The 15,820-nt window shown below is 65.0% G+C and carries 16 protein-coding genes, 1 tRNA gene and 1 rRNA gene; 8 read left to right on the top strand and 10 right to left on the bottom strand.

Translation table 11 applies throughout. The features are described 5' to 3' along the window. Positions 1–57: 57 nt before the first annotated feature. From rrf to NO362_RS04125, 7 genes are all read left to right on the top strand, one after another. Positions 58–179 (top strand): 5S ribosomal RNA (rrf, locus tag NO362_RS04095). Between the two features lie 103 nt (positions 180–282). Continuing rightward, a tRNA-Cys gene (locus NO362_RS04100) sits at positions 283–358 on the top strand. Between the two features lie 138 nt (positions 359–496). Continuing rightward, positions 497–1,399, top strand: a complete 903-nt coding sequence (locus tag NO362_RS04105) for an alpha/beta fold hydrolase (protein ID WP_256546222.1) — start codon at positions 497–499, stop codon at positions 1,397–1,399. A 71-nt stretch (positions 1,400–1,470) separates the two neighbouring features. After that, complete coding sequence (locus tag NO362_RS04110; RefSeq protein ID WP_256546594.1) at positions 1,471–2,112, top strand: helix-turn-helix domain-containing protein; 642 nt, start codon at positions 1,471–1,473, stop codon at positions 2,110–2,112. Between the two features lie 117 nt (positions 2,113–2,229). After that, positions 2,230–3,078, top strand: coding sequence for a DUF8231 family protein (locus NO362_RS04115; RefSeq protein ID WP_256546223.1), 849 nt, complete (start codon positions 2,230–2,232; stop codon positions 3,076–3,078). 140 nt (positions 3,079–3,218) lie between these two features. Continuing rightward, positions 3,219–3,380 (top strand): HVO_2142 family zinc finger protein, encoded by a 162-nt coding sequence (locus NO362_RS04120; RefSeq protein ID WP_256546224.1) that lies wholly within the window; start codon positions 3,219–3,221, stop codon positions 3,378–3,380. Between the two features lie 94 nt (positions 3,381–3,474). Then, the gene (locus NO362_RS04125; protein ID WP_256290316.1) at positions 3,475–4,089 is read left to right on the top strand and encodes a VOC family protein; all 615 of its coding nucleotides are present in this window, start codon (positions 3,475–3,477) and stop codon (positions 4,087–4,089) included. A 23-nt stretch (positions 4,090–4,112) separates the two neighbouring features. On the opposite strand, the gene NO362_RS04130 is transcribed toward NO362_RS04125, so the two are convergent. Then, a complete protein-coding gene (locus NO362_RS04130) occupies positions 4,113–5,150 on the bottom strand; it encodes a zinc-dependent alcohol dehydrogenase family protein (RefSeq protein ID WP_256546225.1) in 1,038 nt (345 codons plus the stop codon). A 195-nt stretch (positions 5,151–5,345) separates the two neighbouring features. Between NO362_RS04130 and NO362_RS04135 the strand changes: the two genes are divergently transcribed. Beyond that, on the top strand, positions 5,346–6,140 hold the full coding sequence (locus tag NO362_RS04135) for a DUF7260 family protein (RefSeq protein ID WP_256546226.1): 795 nt from the start codon (positions 5,346–5,348) through the stop codon (positions 6,138–6,140). Between the two features lie 27 nt (positions 6,141–6,167). Here the strand turns inward: NO362_RS04135 and NO362_RS04140 are convergent, their stop codons facing one another. The 9 genes from NO362_RS04140 to NO362_RS04180 form a co-directional block, all read right to left on the bottom strand. Then, on the bottom strand, positions 6,168–7,160 hold the full coding sequence (locus NO362_RS04140; RefSeq protein ID WP_256290313.1) for a ribonucleotide-diphosphate reductase subunit beta: 993 nt from the start codon (positions 7,158–7,160) through the stop codon (positions 6,168–6,170). A 10-nt stretch (positions 7,161–7,170) separates the two neighbouring features. Further along, positions 7,171–9,684: a ribonucleoside-diphosphate reductase subunit alpha gene (locus tag NO362_RS04145; RefSeq protein ID WP_256546227.1), complete on the bottom strand. Its 2,514-nt coding sequence runs from the start codon at positions 9,682–9,684 to the stop codon at positions 7,171–7,173. Between the two features lie 35 nt (positions 9,685–9,719). Then, positions 9,720–10,247, bottom strand: a complete 528-nt coding sequence (gene nrdR, locus NO362_RS04150) for a transcriptional regulator NrdR (protein WP_256546228.1) — start codon at positions 10,245–10,247, stop codon at positions 9,720–9,722. 398 nt (positions 10,248–10,645) lie between these two features. Then, positions 10,646–10,876, bottom strand: coding sequence for a DUF7542 family protein (locus tag NO362_RS04155; RefSeq protein WP_256290310.1), 231 nt, complete (start codon positions 10,874–10,876; stop codon positions 10,646–10,648). Between the two features lie 58 nt (positions 10,877–10,934). After that, positions 10,935–11,222, bottom strand: a complete 288-nt coding sequence (locus NO362_RS04160; protein WP_256546229.1) for a DUF7552 domain-containing protein — start codon at positions 11,220–11,222, stop codon at positions 10,935–10,937. Between the two features lie 197 nt (positions 11,223–11,419). Continuing rightward, complete coding sequence (locus NO362_RS04165; protein WP_256546230.1) at positions 11,420–12,319, bottom strand: ABC transporter ATP-binding protein; 900 nt, start codon at positions 12,317–12,319, stop codon at positions 11,420–11,422. Beyond that, entirely contained in the window at positions 12,319–13,449 is a 1,131-nt protein-coding gene (locus NO362_RS04170) for a FecCD family ABC transporter permease (RefSeq protein ID WP_439331162.1), read from the bottom strand. The genes NO362_RS04165 and NO362_RS04170 overlap by 1 nt, the downstream gene beginning before the upstream one ends. Continuing rightward, entirely contained in the window at positions 13,446–14,369 is a 924-nt protein-coding gene (locus NO362_RS04175) for an NAD(P)/FAD-dependent oxidoreductase (RefSeq protein WP_256546231.1), read from the bottom strand. Before NO362_RS04175 ends, NO362_RS04170 begins: the two co-directional genes overlap by 4 nt. A 2-nt stretch (positions 14,370–14,371) precedes the next feature. Then, the gene (locus NO362_RS04180; RefSeq protein WP_256546232.1) at positions 14,372–15,547 is read right to left on the bottom strand and encodes an ABC transporter substrate-binding protein; all 1,176 of its coding nucleotides are present in this window, start codon (positions 15,545–15,547) and stop codon (positions 14,372–14,374) included. Positions 15,548–15,820 lie beyond the last annotated feature (273 nt).

Below are 15,820 nucleotides of genomic sequence, written 5' to 3' on the forward strand. Positions count from 1 at the left end.
GACACTGGTGTGGACTCACGATACGAGTCCAGGTGGTTCGAATCCATCAGTCGGCATTAAGGCGGCCAGAGCGGCAGGGCGACACCCGTACCCATCCCGAACACGGAAGTTAAGCCTGCCAGCGTGCGAGGTAGTACTGGAGTGAGCGATCCTCTGGGAACACTGGCTCGCCGCCTCCACTCATACTTTCAGAGCCCACGAGCGCGTGCTCGTGGGCTCTCTTCATTTCGAACGATAGCGGACCGCTAGGCTTAAACGCAGAAACGGAATAGAGATAGGTGCGCCAAGGTGGCAGAGTCTGGCCGAACGCGTCCGCCTGCAGAGCGGATCATCGCCGGTTCAAATCCGGCCCTTGGCTTGGCATTTTGCGGACACTCTCTCTCACCGCGTCCAGTATCACGAGCGGCAGCGTTGTCGAGCGCCCCTCCAAAAATACATAAACCACCGGATGGATCCGGCACCAACCTCTCGGTGCGGAGACGACTATCGGCACCCAATGGCGACATCCACCTCTAATCGGCCGCGACGTCGTTCCGAGGCCACGAACGGTCGCACACGAACGGTATCGATAGCCGCAGACAAGCAGGTCGCCTACAGCGAGTACGGCGACCCGGACGGCCGACCAGTCGTATTTTTGCACGGAACTCCCGGTTCTCGTTTGTTGGGACGGCTGTTCGACGCCGACGCACAGGAGCACGGGGTTCGATTGCTCGCCCCGGATCGACCGGGATACGGCCGCTCGACGCCGTGGCCGGACCAGTCGATTACCGACGCCGAAACGTATGTCAGTGCCATCCTCGACGACGCCGACGCCGGATCGACTTCGATCGTCGCGTTTTCGGGCGGGAGTCCGTATGCACTCGCGACTGCGGCCGCTCGACCGGACCGGGTCAGTCGCGTCGATCTCGTTGCCGGAGCGACGCCGCCGCATCTCAGCGAGACGGTGCCACTAACACAGCGTCTCCTGGGGGGGCTGGCGTCGACGACGCCGACGCTCCTCGGGGTGCTGTTTCGCGGGCACGCGTGGCTGGCCCACCGCCGCGATCCCGCGTTTGTCGTCGATCAGTACACGGCGGGGGAGGCCACCGGCTCGATACCGCAAGAGGTCGCCACGATCGTGCAAGCCGACTTTCTCGAAGCGTTCGCTCACAGTCGGTGCGGAGCCGTGACCGATTTTCAGAACGTCTCGACCGAGTGGGGAATCCGATTCGAGGATATCGACGTCCCGGTGCATCTCTGGCACGGCGACCGCGACACGAACGTTCCGATCACGGATGCTCGCCGCCTCGAAACCACACTTTCGACGGCTCACATCCACGTCTTAGAGGGTGAAGACCACCTCGGCACGTTGCTTCGGGCGGTTCCAGAAGCTCTCGCGGCGCATCGCACCGAGACGTGATGGCTGGGCGCCCCCCGCCGCGAACCGCCGTGATTGATACGTCCCGCAGCACGACGTGGCCCAACGGCGAGATGAAACGCGTCCAGTTTGCCGTCCGCTACCCCGAATTCGTCCACCCGCTCCAGCGACAGGTCGTCGCAGAGACGCCCCTCACGCGGACCGAGCTGCTGATGTGGAGTCCGACGGCGGACGCGACGAGCCTCTGTTGGCTCGACGTCGACCGCGACGCTGCGGCGGCGGCCACCGAGGCGATCGACTCGCTCCTCGCGAGTCACTTCGTCAAGGGAACTGACGGCACGTACGCGTTCCTCCAACAGGACGACTACGAGTTTTCGGCGGCCATCTTGGAGACGATCGTGGACGCGCGCGTGATATTCCTTCCGCCGGTCGTCTTCCTCGACACGGGCGCGGTTCGGTTCGAGGCCGTCGGCGAGCCGACGGCACTCAGTACGTTCCACGAGCGACTCTCCGCGCTCGGTACGCTCTCTATCGAGCGCGTCCACGAGTTCGAGCGGCGCGCAGCGCCATCGGGCCTCACCGACAGACAGCGGGCCGCACTCGCAGCAGCCGTCGACGTCGGCTATTATGAGGTACCTCGGGAGGGATCCGTGGCAGACGTCGCGGACGCCCTCGGCTGTTCGTCGAGCACGGCCGGAGAACTGTTGCGCAAAGCGGAGGCAGCGGTCGTGAAACAGCACGCCGAGCGGCAGTGATCAGCGGTCGTTGTCTGATCTGACGCCCCCGCCGACGTCGTGGTCGGCGCACGCACCCCCGGAAACGCCTTCCGGAAAACGGTAACCGTTATACGCCACGTGACCAAATCCGGAGATATGCAACGACGTGCCGCGGCGATTTACGTCGCACTCTTCATCGTCATCGGTGCGGCCTCGTATTCGCTCATCGCGACCGCACAGACGCCACACGTCGAGTTCGAGAATCCGGAGTACGAACTCGCTCAGGGCGATCAGTTCCAGGTCGGCGAACAGACCTATACCGTCTCAACGATCACGACCACCGAGCAGGGCGGCGGTCACGGCGGAATCGCGACCACCGTCGTCGAGGGTGAACTCCAGTATACGAACGAATCCGCGCGCTACACCGCCGCGTGGGAGAACAACTCCACGCAGTCGTTCGACGGGAACGAGTGGCGCGTGCTCGTCGGTAGCGGCGACGATCCCACGACGTTCACCCTGCGCGAGGACATCAACGAGACCGCGATCCTCCAAGAGGACCCCGCAGCGAGTGAGGAGATGGTGACGCAGAACGGCACGCAGTACGTCGTCATCGACGGCTCCGAACTCGTCCCCGCGAGCGAGTACTTCCCCGAGCCCGAAACGCGGACGTACGCCGAAGGCGACACCGTTCAGTACGAGGGCAACGCCAGCACCATCGACGCGGTGACGACGAGCGAAGTCACGCTCGCGTGGGCGGGCCCGCGGACGAACACGATCGGCGTCAGCGACAACTCGAACGTCACGCTTGGCGGCGAGACGTACCTCGCACACTTCGCCGACGAATCGACGCTTCAGCTCACTCAGGACTTCGAGAGCTTCCGGCAGCAGAACGCCGAAATCGACCAGCACACGCTCCACAAAAACGGCCTGTGGGGCGTCAGCATCGCCTCGTTCCTGACGGTGATCTTCCTCGTCGGCTTCGCGTACCTCCCCTCGCGGTACTAACCGCGCTCGACCGCTTTTTTCCGTTCGCCCGCACGAGCACTGGCACGTCTGCCGCGTGCACCGACGCCATCGACCGGCCTGTCGGCTATCTATAATGAAAGATCGACAGGATAATGTAGCAGCCCCCATTTCGCAGTACTATGTCGATTCAGCGACCGTCCGGCATCGGCTCCGAGTGGTGCCCTGACTGTGGCGACGAGATGTCGTTCAGCGGGGTACAGCCGGCGGGCTACGCCCAGTTCTTCTGTGAGCAGTGTCGCTATCGCCGGGACACGTTCGTCGGGACAGACGTCGATCGCTGATTCTGCCGGACGTGATTCGGGCGCTTCGTGGACGACGCAGTGGTGACACCGGTGTCACTCCGATACTTATGCTGGTCGCGATGCTACCTCCGGTATGAGCGACGAAACGCCCGTCACCGCGGACCGGCCGGACAGCCCGATTCAGACGACCGGGACCGACCACATCACCATCTGGGGGAGCAACGAAGAAGACACGCTCGCGTTCTATCGCGACCTCCTCGGGATGCCGCTCGTTCTCCGCCAGCCGAACCTCGACGACCCCTCGCAGACGCACCTGTTCTTCGACACCGGCGACGGCCGCATTTTGACGGTGTTCGTCGGCGATCGGGATTCGAACCGCGGCCCGCAGCGCGGCGGCACCGGGTCCGTCCACCACCTCTGTTTCAGCATCGCCCCCGAGGACTTCGAGGACGTCGCGGCCGCACTCGAGGACGACGGCCGCGGCTACAACGTCTTCGACCGGGGGATCTTCTTCTCGCTGTACACCCACGACAACAACGGTCTCGTCATCGAACTCTCGACGGACAAATACGACATCCCCGAGGACCGCCGCGGCGAGGTGCTCGCGAAGGCCCAGGAACTGCGCGTCGAGGACGGCGCGGAGTACGCCCAGGACGAACACCTCGCGGCCGCACTCGAAGCACTCGGCCTCGACGCGACTCCGTACGACCTCCCCGACGCCTCCTCGGGCGTTGGCGGCGTCGAGTGAACTGACGCGCCGCGTTCTTCGTTTCAGACCTCGACGAGGACTTTGATCGCTTCGCGTTCGTCCATCGCCCTGTAGCCCTCGGCGATGTTTTCGAGGTCGACCGTCTTCGTGAACACCGGCGCGGGGTCGAGCGTCCCCTGCAGGACGTCGGCCATCAGCTCGTCGGCGTACGCGCGAACGGGAGCCATCCCGCCGCGGAGCGAGATGTTGTCCCCGAAGAACGAGAACAGATCGAGGCCGCCGTCGAGTCCGTGCGGGACGCCGACGTAGCCGATCGTGCCGCCCGGGCGACAGACTTCTGTCGCCATCTCCATCGACGAGGCCGCGCCAACACACTCCAGCACGTGATTTGCGCCGCCGCCGGTCAACTCGCGGACGCGCTCGACCGCCTCATCGCCCCGCTCGGCGACGAGGTCGGTCGCGCCGAACGACTCGGCCAGTTCCAATCGGTCCTCGTGATGGCCGACGGCGACGATGCGCTCCGCCCCGAGCCGGCGGGCCGCGAGGACGCCGCAGAGTCCGACGGCCCCGTCGCCGACGACCACGGCGGTCTCGCCCGCCTCGACGCCGGCGCTCACCGCAGCGTGGTGGCCGGTGCCCATCACGTCAGTGAGCGGAAGCAGCGACCGGAGCGCGTCCTCGTCGTCGGCGTAGCGGTCCGGCACGCGGACGAGTGTGCCGTCGGCCTGCGGACAGCGGATCTTCTCACCCTGTGCGCCGCCGTTGTCGCCGCCCCAGCTGTCGCCGTTCACGCAAGAGGTGTGGAGCCCCTTCCGGCAGAACTCACAGGAGCCACAGCTGATCTTGAACGGGGCGAACACGCGGTCGCCCGGTTCGATCGAGCGGACCTCCTCGCCGACGGCTTCGACGATTCCCATCGGCTCGTGGCCGATCTTCGATCCCAGGTCGCGGTCGCTCTCGCCGCGATAGAACCAGAGGTCCGAGCCGCAGACGGCGGTGTGTGTTACGCGGACGATCGCGTCCGTGGGAGCGCTCAGTTCCGGTTCGGGTACGTCCTCGACTCGGACGTCGCGGGGGCCGTGATACACTGCTGCGCGCATACCGGCTCTGCGTCCGGCGCGAGGAAAAAGTCGAGGTTCGCGGCGGATTCGGTCGGCGCTCCGTAACGGTTATGACGATTGTTTAGGTATACCTAAAATATGCGTAGCGATCGACTACCACAGCATTCGAGCACCGGTCGGCCTCGCGGCTCCGGCGGTTCGGGACTGGAATCGGAAGCGGGGAGGTAACCGAGCGTGCCCGACGTCGACGCCGCCATTCGCGATCTGACCGCGGCCCGCCGCGCCGTCCGTGACGAACGGCGCGAGACGCAGCGCCAGCGACGCGGCTTCGAGCAGTTCCGCGCGACGGTCGCCGAGACCGAGCCCGTGAGCGCCGGTGGCACCGCCGAGCGTCTCGGATCGCCGTCTCCCGGATGGACGACGGGCGCGACGGCGACGACCGACGATCGGTGCCGTCGCGTCCGCGCCGCGTTCGAGGAGTACGTCGTCCCGCACGTCGACGACGAATCGGCGACGGTCCGCGCGGTGCTGGCCGCCGAGTTGAGCACGGAAGTCGCCGTCGCGCTCGCGTCTACGGGCGGCGGCAATCGGTTCACCCAACCGCTCCAGCGAGCCATCCTCGAACACGTCGAACAGCGCCTCGCGGAGAGTCGGGTGATGTGCCGCGCGCTGGCGATCGAACTCGACTCGCTCGACAGCGCCATCGAGACGTTGAAACACGTCGAACAGTCGCTGCCGGCCGTCGACGCGTCGGTTCGGATCCTGTCGGAGGACGCGGATCTGTGGTCGCGTCGCGAGCGCGCCGCCTCCCTCGAAGACGACCTCGACGCCGCGATCCGCGAGCGACAGTCCACGCTGGAGAGCGTGACCGCGACCGAGGTGAAAGCCGGGATCGGCCACGACACGGTCGTCGAATACCTGTTCGGCGAGCGGGAGGTTACCTACCCCGCCCTCGATGCGCTGCTCCGTGGCGTCCGGGAGTGTCGGCGGCGACGTGACGAACTCGACGACGCGCTCGGTGACAGGTGACGTCGCCCTGCGCGCGCCAGTGGTGTCCTACCAGTCGAGGGACCCGCCGCTCTGGTACTCGGTGACCTGCGTCTCGAAGAAGTTCTTCTCTTTGTTCAGGTCGACGGCTTCGCTCATCCACGGGAAGGGGTTGTCCGTCCCGTAGCTCTCTTCGAGGTCCAACTGGCCGAGCCGGCGGTCCGCGACGTGTTCGACGTACTCGGAGAACTGCTCTGGGCCCATCCCGAGGACGTCCTCGGGACACGCCTCGCGCGCGTACTCCTGTTCGAGGTCGACGGCCGTCTCGATCAGGTCGCGCACCTCCGCGCCGAACTCCTCGGTCCAGGCGTCGGGATGTTCCCTGCGGATCTGGTTGATCAGATCGACGCCGAAGCCCACGTGCAGCGACTCGTCGCGCATAATGTACTCGAACTGCTGGCCGATGCCGACCATCCGGTTCCGGCGCTTCAGCGCGAGCATCATCGCGAAGCCGGCATAGAAGAACACGCCCTCCATCACGACGTAGAAGCCGACGAGGTCCCGGAGGAGATCGCGCACGTCCTCGGTCTCGTCGAGGCTGAACTCCGGATCGTCGAGGTTCTGCGTGAGTTCGACGACGAACTCGTCTTTCTGGCTGATCGTTGGGATGCGATCGTACATCCCGTAGAGGTACTCGGGATCGAAGCCGAGCGAGTCACAGCAGTAGATGAAGGTATCCGTGTGGATCGCCTCCTCGTAGGCCTGTCGAAGGAGGTACTGCCGACACTCCGGCGCCGTGACGTACTCGTAGATCGCGAGGACGATGTTGTTCGCCGTCAGCGACTCCGCCGTCGAGAAGAACCCGAGGTTCCACTCGACGAGTTGTCGCTCCGAGTCGGTGAGTTCGTCGCCGTTCCACTGGGAGATGTCGTCCTGCATCGGAATCTCCTCGGGGACCCAGTTGTTGGCGACGCCGTCGCGGTAGTACTCGCGCGCCCAGTCGTAGTCGATCGGCAGGATCTTGTTCGGGTCGTGTTCCGCGTCGTGATTGAGTAGTGGCATCTTCGTCACCTCACTGACAGGCCTCGCAGGTCGGATCCTCGACACGTGCGAGGTCGCTGTCGTCGTGCTGATCGTCGTCCGCGGATCCGTCTCTATCTTCGTCGCCGGCGGACCCGACGTCTCGGCGCTGCGTCCGGCCGTACTCGGCCATATCGAGCGTCGACTTCTCGATCTGGGACGCGCCGAGCGTCCGGAGGTAGTAGGTCGTCTTCACGCCGAGCCGCCACGCCGTCTTGTAGACGTCGTCGAGCAGCGAGCCGTCGGTGCTGGGGAAGAAGACGTTGTGTGAGACCGACTGGTCGATCCACTGCCCGCGGTGGGCGGTCAACTGGAGCTGGTGCCGCGGGTCGATCTCGAACGCCCCGCGGTAGAGCTCCTGCAGGTCGTCGGGGACCTCGTCGATCTCCTGGATCGAGCCGTCGTGGAACTTGAGCCGATCGAGCATCTCCGAGTCCCAGAGGCCCCGCGCTTTCAGATCCGCGACGAGCTGGTCGTTGATGATCGTGAAGTCACCGCTCATATTCGACTTCACGTACAGATTCGAGTAGATCGGCTCGATCGACGGGGTCGTCCCGTTGATCGTCGAGACCGTCGCCGTCGGCGCGACCGCCATCGTGTTCGAGTTGCGCATCCCGTGCTTGCCGATGTGGTCGCGCACGCGGTCCCAATCGAGCGTCTCCGAGCGATCGGTCGGGATCTCGCGGCCGCGTTCTTCTTCCAGCAGCTCGACGGTATCGTGCGGGAGAATGCCGCGGTCCCACTTGCTCCCCTCGTAGGTCTCGTAGGTGCCGCGCTCTTTGGCCAGGCGCGAACTGTTCAGGATCGCGTGATAGGAGACGAACTCCTGCCAGCGGTTCGACTTCTCGATCGCATCTTCCGATCCCATCGGGACGCCCACCTGCATCAGCGCGTCGTGGAAGCCCATCACACCGAGGCCGATGGGTCGGTGGCGCATATTGGAGTATTCGGCCTCGTCGGTCGGGTAGAAACAGAGGTCGACGACGTTGTCGAGCATCCGCATCGCGGTCTCGATCGTCTCCGCGAGGGCGTCGCGGTCGAGTCCGTTGCCGGAAATGTGATTCGAGAGGTTGACGCTTCCGAGGTTACAGACCGCGTGCTCGTCGGCGCTGGTGTTGAGCGTGATCTCCGTACAGAGGTTCGAGGAGTGGACGGTGCCGATGTGGTCCTGCGGCGAGCGGACGTTGCTCGGATCCTTGAACGTGATCCAGGGGTGGCCCGTCTCGAAGAGCCGCGTGAGCATCGTCCGCCAGAGTTCGGCGGCGTCGACGCGCTCGTACTGTCGGAGTTCGCCGGCTTCGGCCTTCGCCTCGTACTCGCGGTACAGTTCCTCGAACTCCTCGCCGTACGTACTGTGGAGGTCGGGAACCTCGTCGGGCGAGAAGAGCGTCCACTCCTCGTCGGCCTCGACGCGCTTCATAAACAGGTCCGGTACCCACGCCGCGGTGTTCATGTCGTGGGTCCGCCGGCGCTCGTCGCCGGTGTTCCGCCGCAGGTCGAGGAACTCCGGGAAGTCGAGGTGCCACGATTCCAGATACGCGCAGGCGGCCCCGCGGCGCTTGCCCGAGCGGTTGATCGCCGCCGTGACGTCGTTGCTGATCTTCAGGAACGGCACCGTTCCGGTGGATTCGACGCCAGTGCTCTCGATGAGAGCGCCCCCCGCACGGAGGTTCGTCCAGTCGTTGCCGAGCCCGCCGCTCCACTTCGAGAGCTGTGCGTGGTGCTTGTAGGAGTCGAAGATGTGTTCGAGGTCGTCTTCGACGGTCGTGAGGTAACACGAGGAGAGCTGTGGGTGCGTCGTGCCGCTGTGGAACAGCGTCGGCGTCGAGGGCGTAAAGAGCAGCCGCGAGAGGACGTCGTAGAACTCCAGCGCGCGCTCTTGGGGGTCGTCTTCTTCGAGCGCGAGGCCCATCGCGATGCGCATCCAGAACGCCTGCGGCAGTTCGAGCGGTTCGCCGTCCTGCTCGATCCGGATGAAGTACCGCTGGGTCAGCGTCGACGCCGCGAGGTACTCGAACTTCTCGTCGCGGTCGAGCACGAGCGCGTCCGCCAGTTCGTCCAGATCGAACCGACCGTCGGTCATCCGCTCGTCCAGCAGGTCTTCCTCGACGCCGCGCTCGACGTTCGCGACGAACGTGTCCCGGTACAGTGCGTCGTAGTCGGCCGCGCCGTCACGGTCGCTCGTGCCCGCGTCGTCTGTGGTTTCCTCGCTCTCCGTTCCGAGGAGGTCGATCGGCTCCTGTCCGGTCACCTCGTCGAAGTACCGATCGAGGTGGAGCACGGCCCCGATGCGCTTGTACGCGGGGTCGCGCTCGATCCGGGCGGTCGTCACGTTGATGAGCGCCTCGTAGACCTCGTCTCGAGAGGCGCCCTCGTAGAGGTCGCGTTCGGCTTCCCGCACGAGGTCGGCGGCGGTGTCGTCGTCGACGACGTCGGTCTGTCCGCGTCGCGCTCGGTCGAGTAGTTCTCGTATCGCTGCGTCCTGTGTCGCTGTTGCGCTAGCCATCTTATCTAACTCCTGAGTTGCGTATCGTTCGGGCCTCAGTCCGCCTCCGAGTCGGGTGGCGAATCCGGACCCGAATCCGCATCGTCTGTGATCACTTCCTCGCCGTCGAGTTCCTCGTCTATGATTCGATCGAGCTCGCGGACGAACTCCTCGGGGTCGGAGAACGCCTTGTACACCGAGACGAATCGGACGTACGCGACGGAGTCGACCTCCCGAAGCTTCTCGGAGACCAACTCGCCGACGAGTTTCGAGGAGACGATGCGCGTCCCTCGATCCCGGATGTCCGCGTGAATCTCCGCGACGAGTCGGTCGACTTCGTCGTCTGTGACGGGGCGCTTCTCGACGGCGCGCTCGATGCCGCCTCTGATCTTCTCGCGGTCGAACGGCTCGATCGAGCCGTCCCGCTTTTTCACCTGGAGCGTCTCCCACTCGGGGCGCTCGTAGGTGGTGAACCGGAAGGAACACCGACTGCACTCGCGGCGACGCCGCACGGTCGTCCCGTCCGCGCCGCTTCTCGTGTCCACCACGCTCGTCCGGTCGTGACCGCAGTCCGGGCACTCCATAGTTGTCACTCGTCGTCCCTCCAGGCGGTTAATCCCATATATTGTGGGTCAGCTATCTCGGCCGCACTATGTCGTATTCGACGACCCCTGCATAAACGTTTCCCAACGCAGTTGCCATAGAACAAATTTAGTTGTATTCGATCCCGGTGGGCCGGATCGCGTTCGCCGGCGGTGCGGAAATTCCTATCGTAGCATTTGCAACTGATTGCGAACTAGATCAGACGCTGTCGAACGATCGGGTGCGTGAAGACTTGCAAATGATACTGTAGCTGACTACCTGCTGATGAGGGCACGCTGCCGACGGCAGGCGACACTCTCGGACGCAGCGCGAACCGTTCGACGACCGCGGAGAAATCGAGCGTCGGAGAGTCGCGTCAGCCTGACCGGCGAGCAGGCCGCTAGCCCTGATACAGCGGCGAGTCCTCGGTCGTGCACGCGGGACGCCCGCAGACGCCCGCCTCCTCGCCCGCGCGCTCGACGCCCGGCGCGAGGCGGTGCAGTTCCCACGTCGCGTCGTGGCCGGTCTCGGTGCGGTGGGTTTCGATGAACTCCCGCGCCGTCGCGAGTTTGTCGAAGGTCTCTGTCAGGTCGCACTCGGGGCACGTGACCGTCGCGCGCTTCTCGGCCATTGTGGTCTGTAACCGCGGGAACGTACTTAACGGCGCGGGTCCGCCCGTCACGACACCGCTACGTGGTCGGTCCGACGACCCGCTCTGTGGTCGCTGTCTCAGACGCAGCGTCCTCCACGGCGATCAGGTCGTAGTAGGGGAGGCGGTCGTCGTAGCGACGGAGCGTTCTCCGGTACTGCTCGGCCGCCCGGACGGCGCGTTCGGCCACCTCTCGGGTCGCGAAGCGATCACCGGCGACGGGTATCGGCTGCTCGCCCGTCCGTCCGCAGACGACCACGTAGCGCCCGCTGTCGCTCGCGAGTGCTTCGATCCGCGCGCGGAGCGCCGTGAGCGACGGTTCTGTCATCCTCTGGCGTGTGCGTGTCAGTTCGCCGGTGACCTCATCGGGGTCGGCGTCTTATCCGCGCTCTCCGTTTCCGCCTCGGTGCCCTCAGTGCTCGTCTGCAGTCCACTACTCCCTTCGTGCCCTGCGGTGAGTATCGGTGTGCTCGCCGACAGGGGGCCGCGTCTTCGTCGAGCCATATTTTTCGTCCAAGCCTATTCTCAGTCGTCGAGCGCGCGGTGGGGAGCGATGTGCGGTCCAGTCGGACTCTCGCTGTCGACGCTGGCGTCGACGTGGAACACCTCAGAGAGGAGTTCTTCGGTCACGACGTCGCGCGGCGGCCCCCAGTCGTAGGGCTCGCCGTCTTTCATCGCGACGAGGTTGTCGGCGAAGCGCGCGGCCTGCCCGATGTCGTGGAGGACGATGCCGACGGTCACGCCCTGCTCGCGGTTGAGCGTGCGGACGACTTCCATCACCCGCAGTTGGTGGTGTAAATCGAGATACGTCGTCGGCTCGTCCAAGAGGAGCACGTCCGTCTCCTGGGCGAGGACCATCGCGATCCACGCCAGCTGTTTCTGGCCGCCGCTGAGGTTCTTCATCTCTTTCTCGCGAAGGTCTTCGACACCCGCCAGGTCGATCGCGCGCTCGACGGCTGCCTGGTCCTCGTCGCCGACAGACTCGAAGAACCCGCGGTGTGGGTACCGCCCGTGGTAGATCAGGTCTTCCACGGTGAGGCTCGCGGGCGACTCGTTCTCTTGGGAGAGGAGGCCGAGGCGACGCGCGAGTTCCTTCGATTCGAGCGACTGCACCTGTTCGCCGTCGAGTATGACCTGCCCGCAGTCGGGCGCGAGCTGGTTCGCCATCGACCTCAGGAGCGTGCTCTTGCCGCTCCCGTTCGGCCCGACGAGCGCCGTCACCTCGCCCGCTGGTAACAGGACGGTCTCGCACTCGACGACCGGCTCGTCGGTCGACGGATAGCCGATTTCGAGGTCTTCGCCCCGAAGCTCGACCGCCGAACCGTGAGCCGCCGATGCATCTGCGTCCGTCGCGGTGCCGCCCGCGTTCGATTCGCCGTTCGATCTGCCGTTCGATTCGCGCTCGAAGCGTTCGTGCTCGGACATCAGATCTCACCTAACGCGTCCTGTTTCCGCATCAGATAGAGGAAGTACGGCCCGCCGATCAGTCCCGTGACGATGCCGACCGGGATCTGCGTCGACGCGCCGACGAGTACCTGCAGCCCGAGTCGCGCGCCGACGTCGGCGGCGACCATCAGCGCCGGGCCGGCGAAGAGACAGCCGACGACCAGTTTCTTGTACTCGCTGCCGACGATGTTGCGAACCAGATGCGGGACGATCAGCCCGACGAAGCCGACGATCCCCGCGACGGCGATGCTCGCGGCCGCCGCGAGGACGGCGATCCCAGAGAGCGCGAACCGGACGCGCTCGACCGACATTCCGAGCGCTCGGGCGGTGCTCTCGCCGAGCAAGAGGACGTTCAACTGCCGGGAACTGACGAGCGACAGGAGCACCGCGAGCGCCGTCCACGGGAGCGCCATCCGCACCTGCTCCCAGTCTGTGCCGGTCAGCGACCCCGTCGTCCAGGCGATGGCCGACTGGACGACCCCGATGTCGCCGGCGAAGAAGAACAGTCCCGTCTGGAGCGACTGGAAGATGGTCCCGACGATCACGCCTGCGAGGACCAAACGGACAGGCGAGGTCCCGTTCTTCCAGGCGATCGCGTAGACGGTGAGGAACGCGATCGCGCCGCCGAGCGCGGCCACGAGCGGCAGGAACGCGGACAGCCCGGAGAACACGACCAGCGTGAGGAGGATCAAAAGCCCCGCGCCCGAGGAGACCCCGAGGATGAATGGACTCGCCAGTTCGTTCCGCGTCACGGCCTGAAAGATCGCCCCCGAGACGGCGAGGTTCATCCCGACGAGCATCGCGACGAACACGCGCGGCAGTCGGATGTTCCAGACGATGAGGCTCCGCTGATTCATCTCCGGGAGGTCCGCACCGAAGACGAACGCCTCCCACGCCTGCAGATTGAGTAGTACGTTCGGATTCACGACGGCCTGCCACGCCTCCACGACGGTCATCGAGTAGGTCCCGAAGCTCACCTGCACGAGGCCGCCGGCGACGACGACCAGCACGCTCCCGAGACAGAGACTGAGCAGCGCGCCGTCGACGCCGGCGAGCCACTGCTGTACCCGACTCGTAGATTCCGCCCCGGGAACCGCGCTGTTACTCACTGGCCGCTACCCCCGCCCGACGCTTTCGCGCGTCCCTCGATCTCGCGGGCGGCTTCGAGGATGTACTCGTCGTCGACGTGTTCGAGCAGCCGCTTGTGTCCGCGCTCGGTCCGCCGTTCGATCTCCGCTTCGGAGACGTACGTCGCGACTCGGCGGTCGATCTCCTGCTCTCGGAGTTCGAGAAGCTGCCCTTCGGCCACGTCGTCGTCGCCGTCGACCTGCTCGTCGAACCACGCGTCCCACCGATCGCGGTCGGTCCACTCGCCGGTCAGCGTCGCTTCCTTCCGGCGCCAGTCCCAGTGCGGTGCGATCGCCTCCGGGAACCCCCGCTCGCGCCGCACGTCGGCAAGAAGCGTCCGCGCGACGCGCGCGCCGCGACCGGCGGACATAATCGCCTGTGCTTCGGCGTCGCCCGCCGGCGAGGCCACGTACAGGCCGTCGATCGGCGTCGTCCCGTCCGGGTCCGGGTAGTCCCGATCGAAGTGTTCGCGCCGCTCGCCCTCGTGCTCGTGGACCGCGAACATCTCGTCGCTGCCGAGCGAGCGGAGGAAATCGGCGTCGTACCGCGCCGCGGCTACGACACGCTCGGTCGTGACGGTGCGGTCGTCTTGGGTCCGCACGACGAACTCGCCGTCGCCGCTCCGAGCCACTGCGTCGACCGTGTCCGAGACGATCTCACACCCGGCCGTCGCGGCGTGGTCGTGCATCAGGTCGTACATCGTCTCGATGTCGATCCCCGCCGGGAACCCGAGGTAGTTCTCCAGATACGCACACCGTCGCAGCGACGCGGGCCCGCGATCGAAGATGACCGCGTCCAGCCCGTACCGGGCGAGGAACACGCCCGCCGAACAGCCGGCGGGACCGCCACCCACGATGACGACGTCGGGGTCGGTGGCGAGCCCATCGCCGTCGTTCTCCATACTCAGAAGTCCCCGTGAACGACGTCAGCGACGCGCTGTTTATCGAACAACTCTTCGTCGACGTCGTAGAGTGTACCCGCGAGCCGCTCGGTCACGAGGAGGTTCGTGATCGGCCCCTGATAGAGCGGCCCCGCGCGGTACACGTCGCCGTTCGAGACGGCGGTGAGTTCGCTCGCGATGTTGTGATTCTGCATAAACGCGACCACGGTGTCCTGGAACTCCGTCGCCGTCTTCGCCTCCTGTCCGCGGACCAGAAGCACTTCGGGGTCGACCTCCAGCAGCGTCTCGAAGTCGATGGATCCGCGGCTGCTGTGGAAGTCCTTGACCTCGGTGTTCGCGAGCGCGTCTTTCACTTTCAGGTCGTTGAGGTGTTTGAAGCTCGTGCCCTCGTCGATGACGTACGGGTAGAACTTCTCGGGTTGATCTCCGCCGCCCCAGACGACGGCGGCTGACGGTCGCTCGCTGCGACCGGGGACGACCGGTGCAAGGTTCGCCTGGAAGTCCTCGTGGATCTGTTCGAACGCCTCGTAGCGGTCCGTCCGCTGGAACACCTGCGCGAGTTTCTCGAAGGCCTCGTACAGGGTGTAGTACCGGTAGTCGTCGTGCCAGGTGTAGTTCCGCGAGAAGATGCTGTTGCCGAAGATCGGCCCGACCTGATTCCGCAGTTCGTCGACGTCGGTCTGCTCCCACGTTCCGCGGTTCAGGAGGAAGTTCGGGTCGAAGACGTGGACGTCCGCGTCCAGCGCGTGGAACTGCTCTTTGCCGACGCCGCCGTCACCCCACAGTTTCGTGATTCCGTCTTTGTCGACGCTCACGCCCGGGATCTCGTCGTAGTACTGGGTGTGATAGCGACTCGGGAGCCAGAGGCCCTTCGGTGCTTCGAGCCCCAGCGCGATCCCCATATCGGCCCAGCTACCGTTGTTCGCGACCCACGTCTCGGGAACCGACTCGAACGTGACCTCACCGACGGGCACGATCTCGACGCTGTAGGATTCGCTTCCCTCGGGCGTCGCCGTGGCGGATTCGGTGTCTGCGGCCGCCGTCTCTGGTGTCGCCGTGTCGGTCGTGTCTGATCCCGACCCGCCGCTGCACCCTGCGAGGAGACCTGCGGTAACGACGCCAGCACCGTACCGAAGATAGTCTCGTCGCGTTGCGTTCCCGTCCGTGTTTCTCGCCATACCTTTTAGGCCACCCTAATCTGTAAAACCACTTTCGAACTTTTGGCAGACCTAAAAAGAGGTTTCTGCCGCCGACAGCATATCAGAAACAACTACAAATTTATTAAATACTGCTTTAGCCAAAGTCATTTCTTTTAGATGGCCTAATATACAAAAAGAGGAGTGAATTTTCGAGCGGTACTTAACCATAAACAAAAATAACATTTATCATCTGGCTCCCTCAGGACGCACGAAAGAATTATATCTGGCTGTCTATATATCCTAAATAGAGAA

It is taken from the genome of Halobellus inordinatus, from assembly GCF_024498335.1.
Taxonomy (GTDB): domain Archaea; phylum Halobacteriota; class Halobacteria; order Halobacteriales; family Haloferacaceae; genus Haloquadratum; species Haloquadratum inordinatus.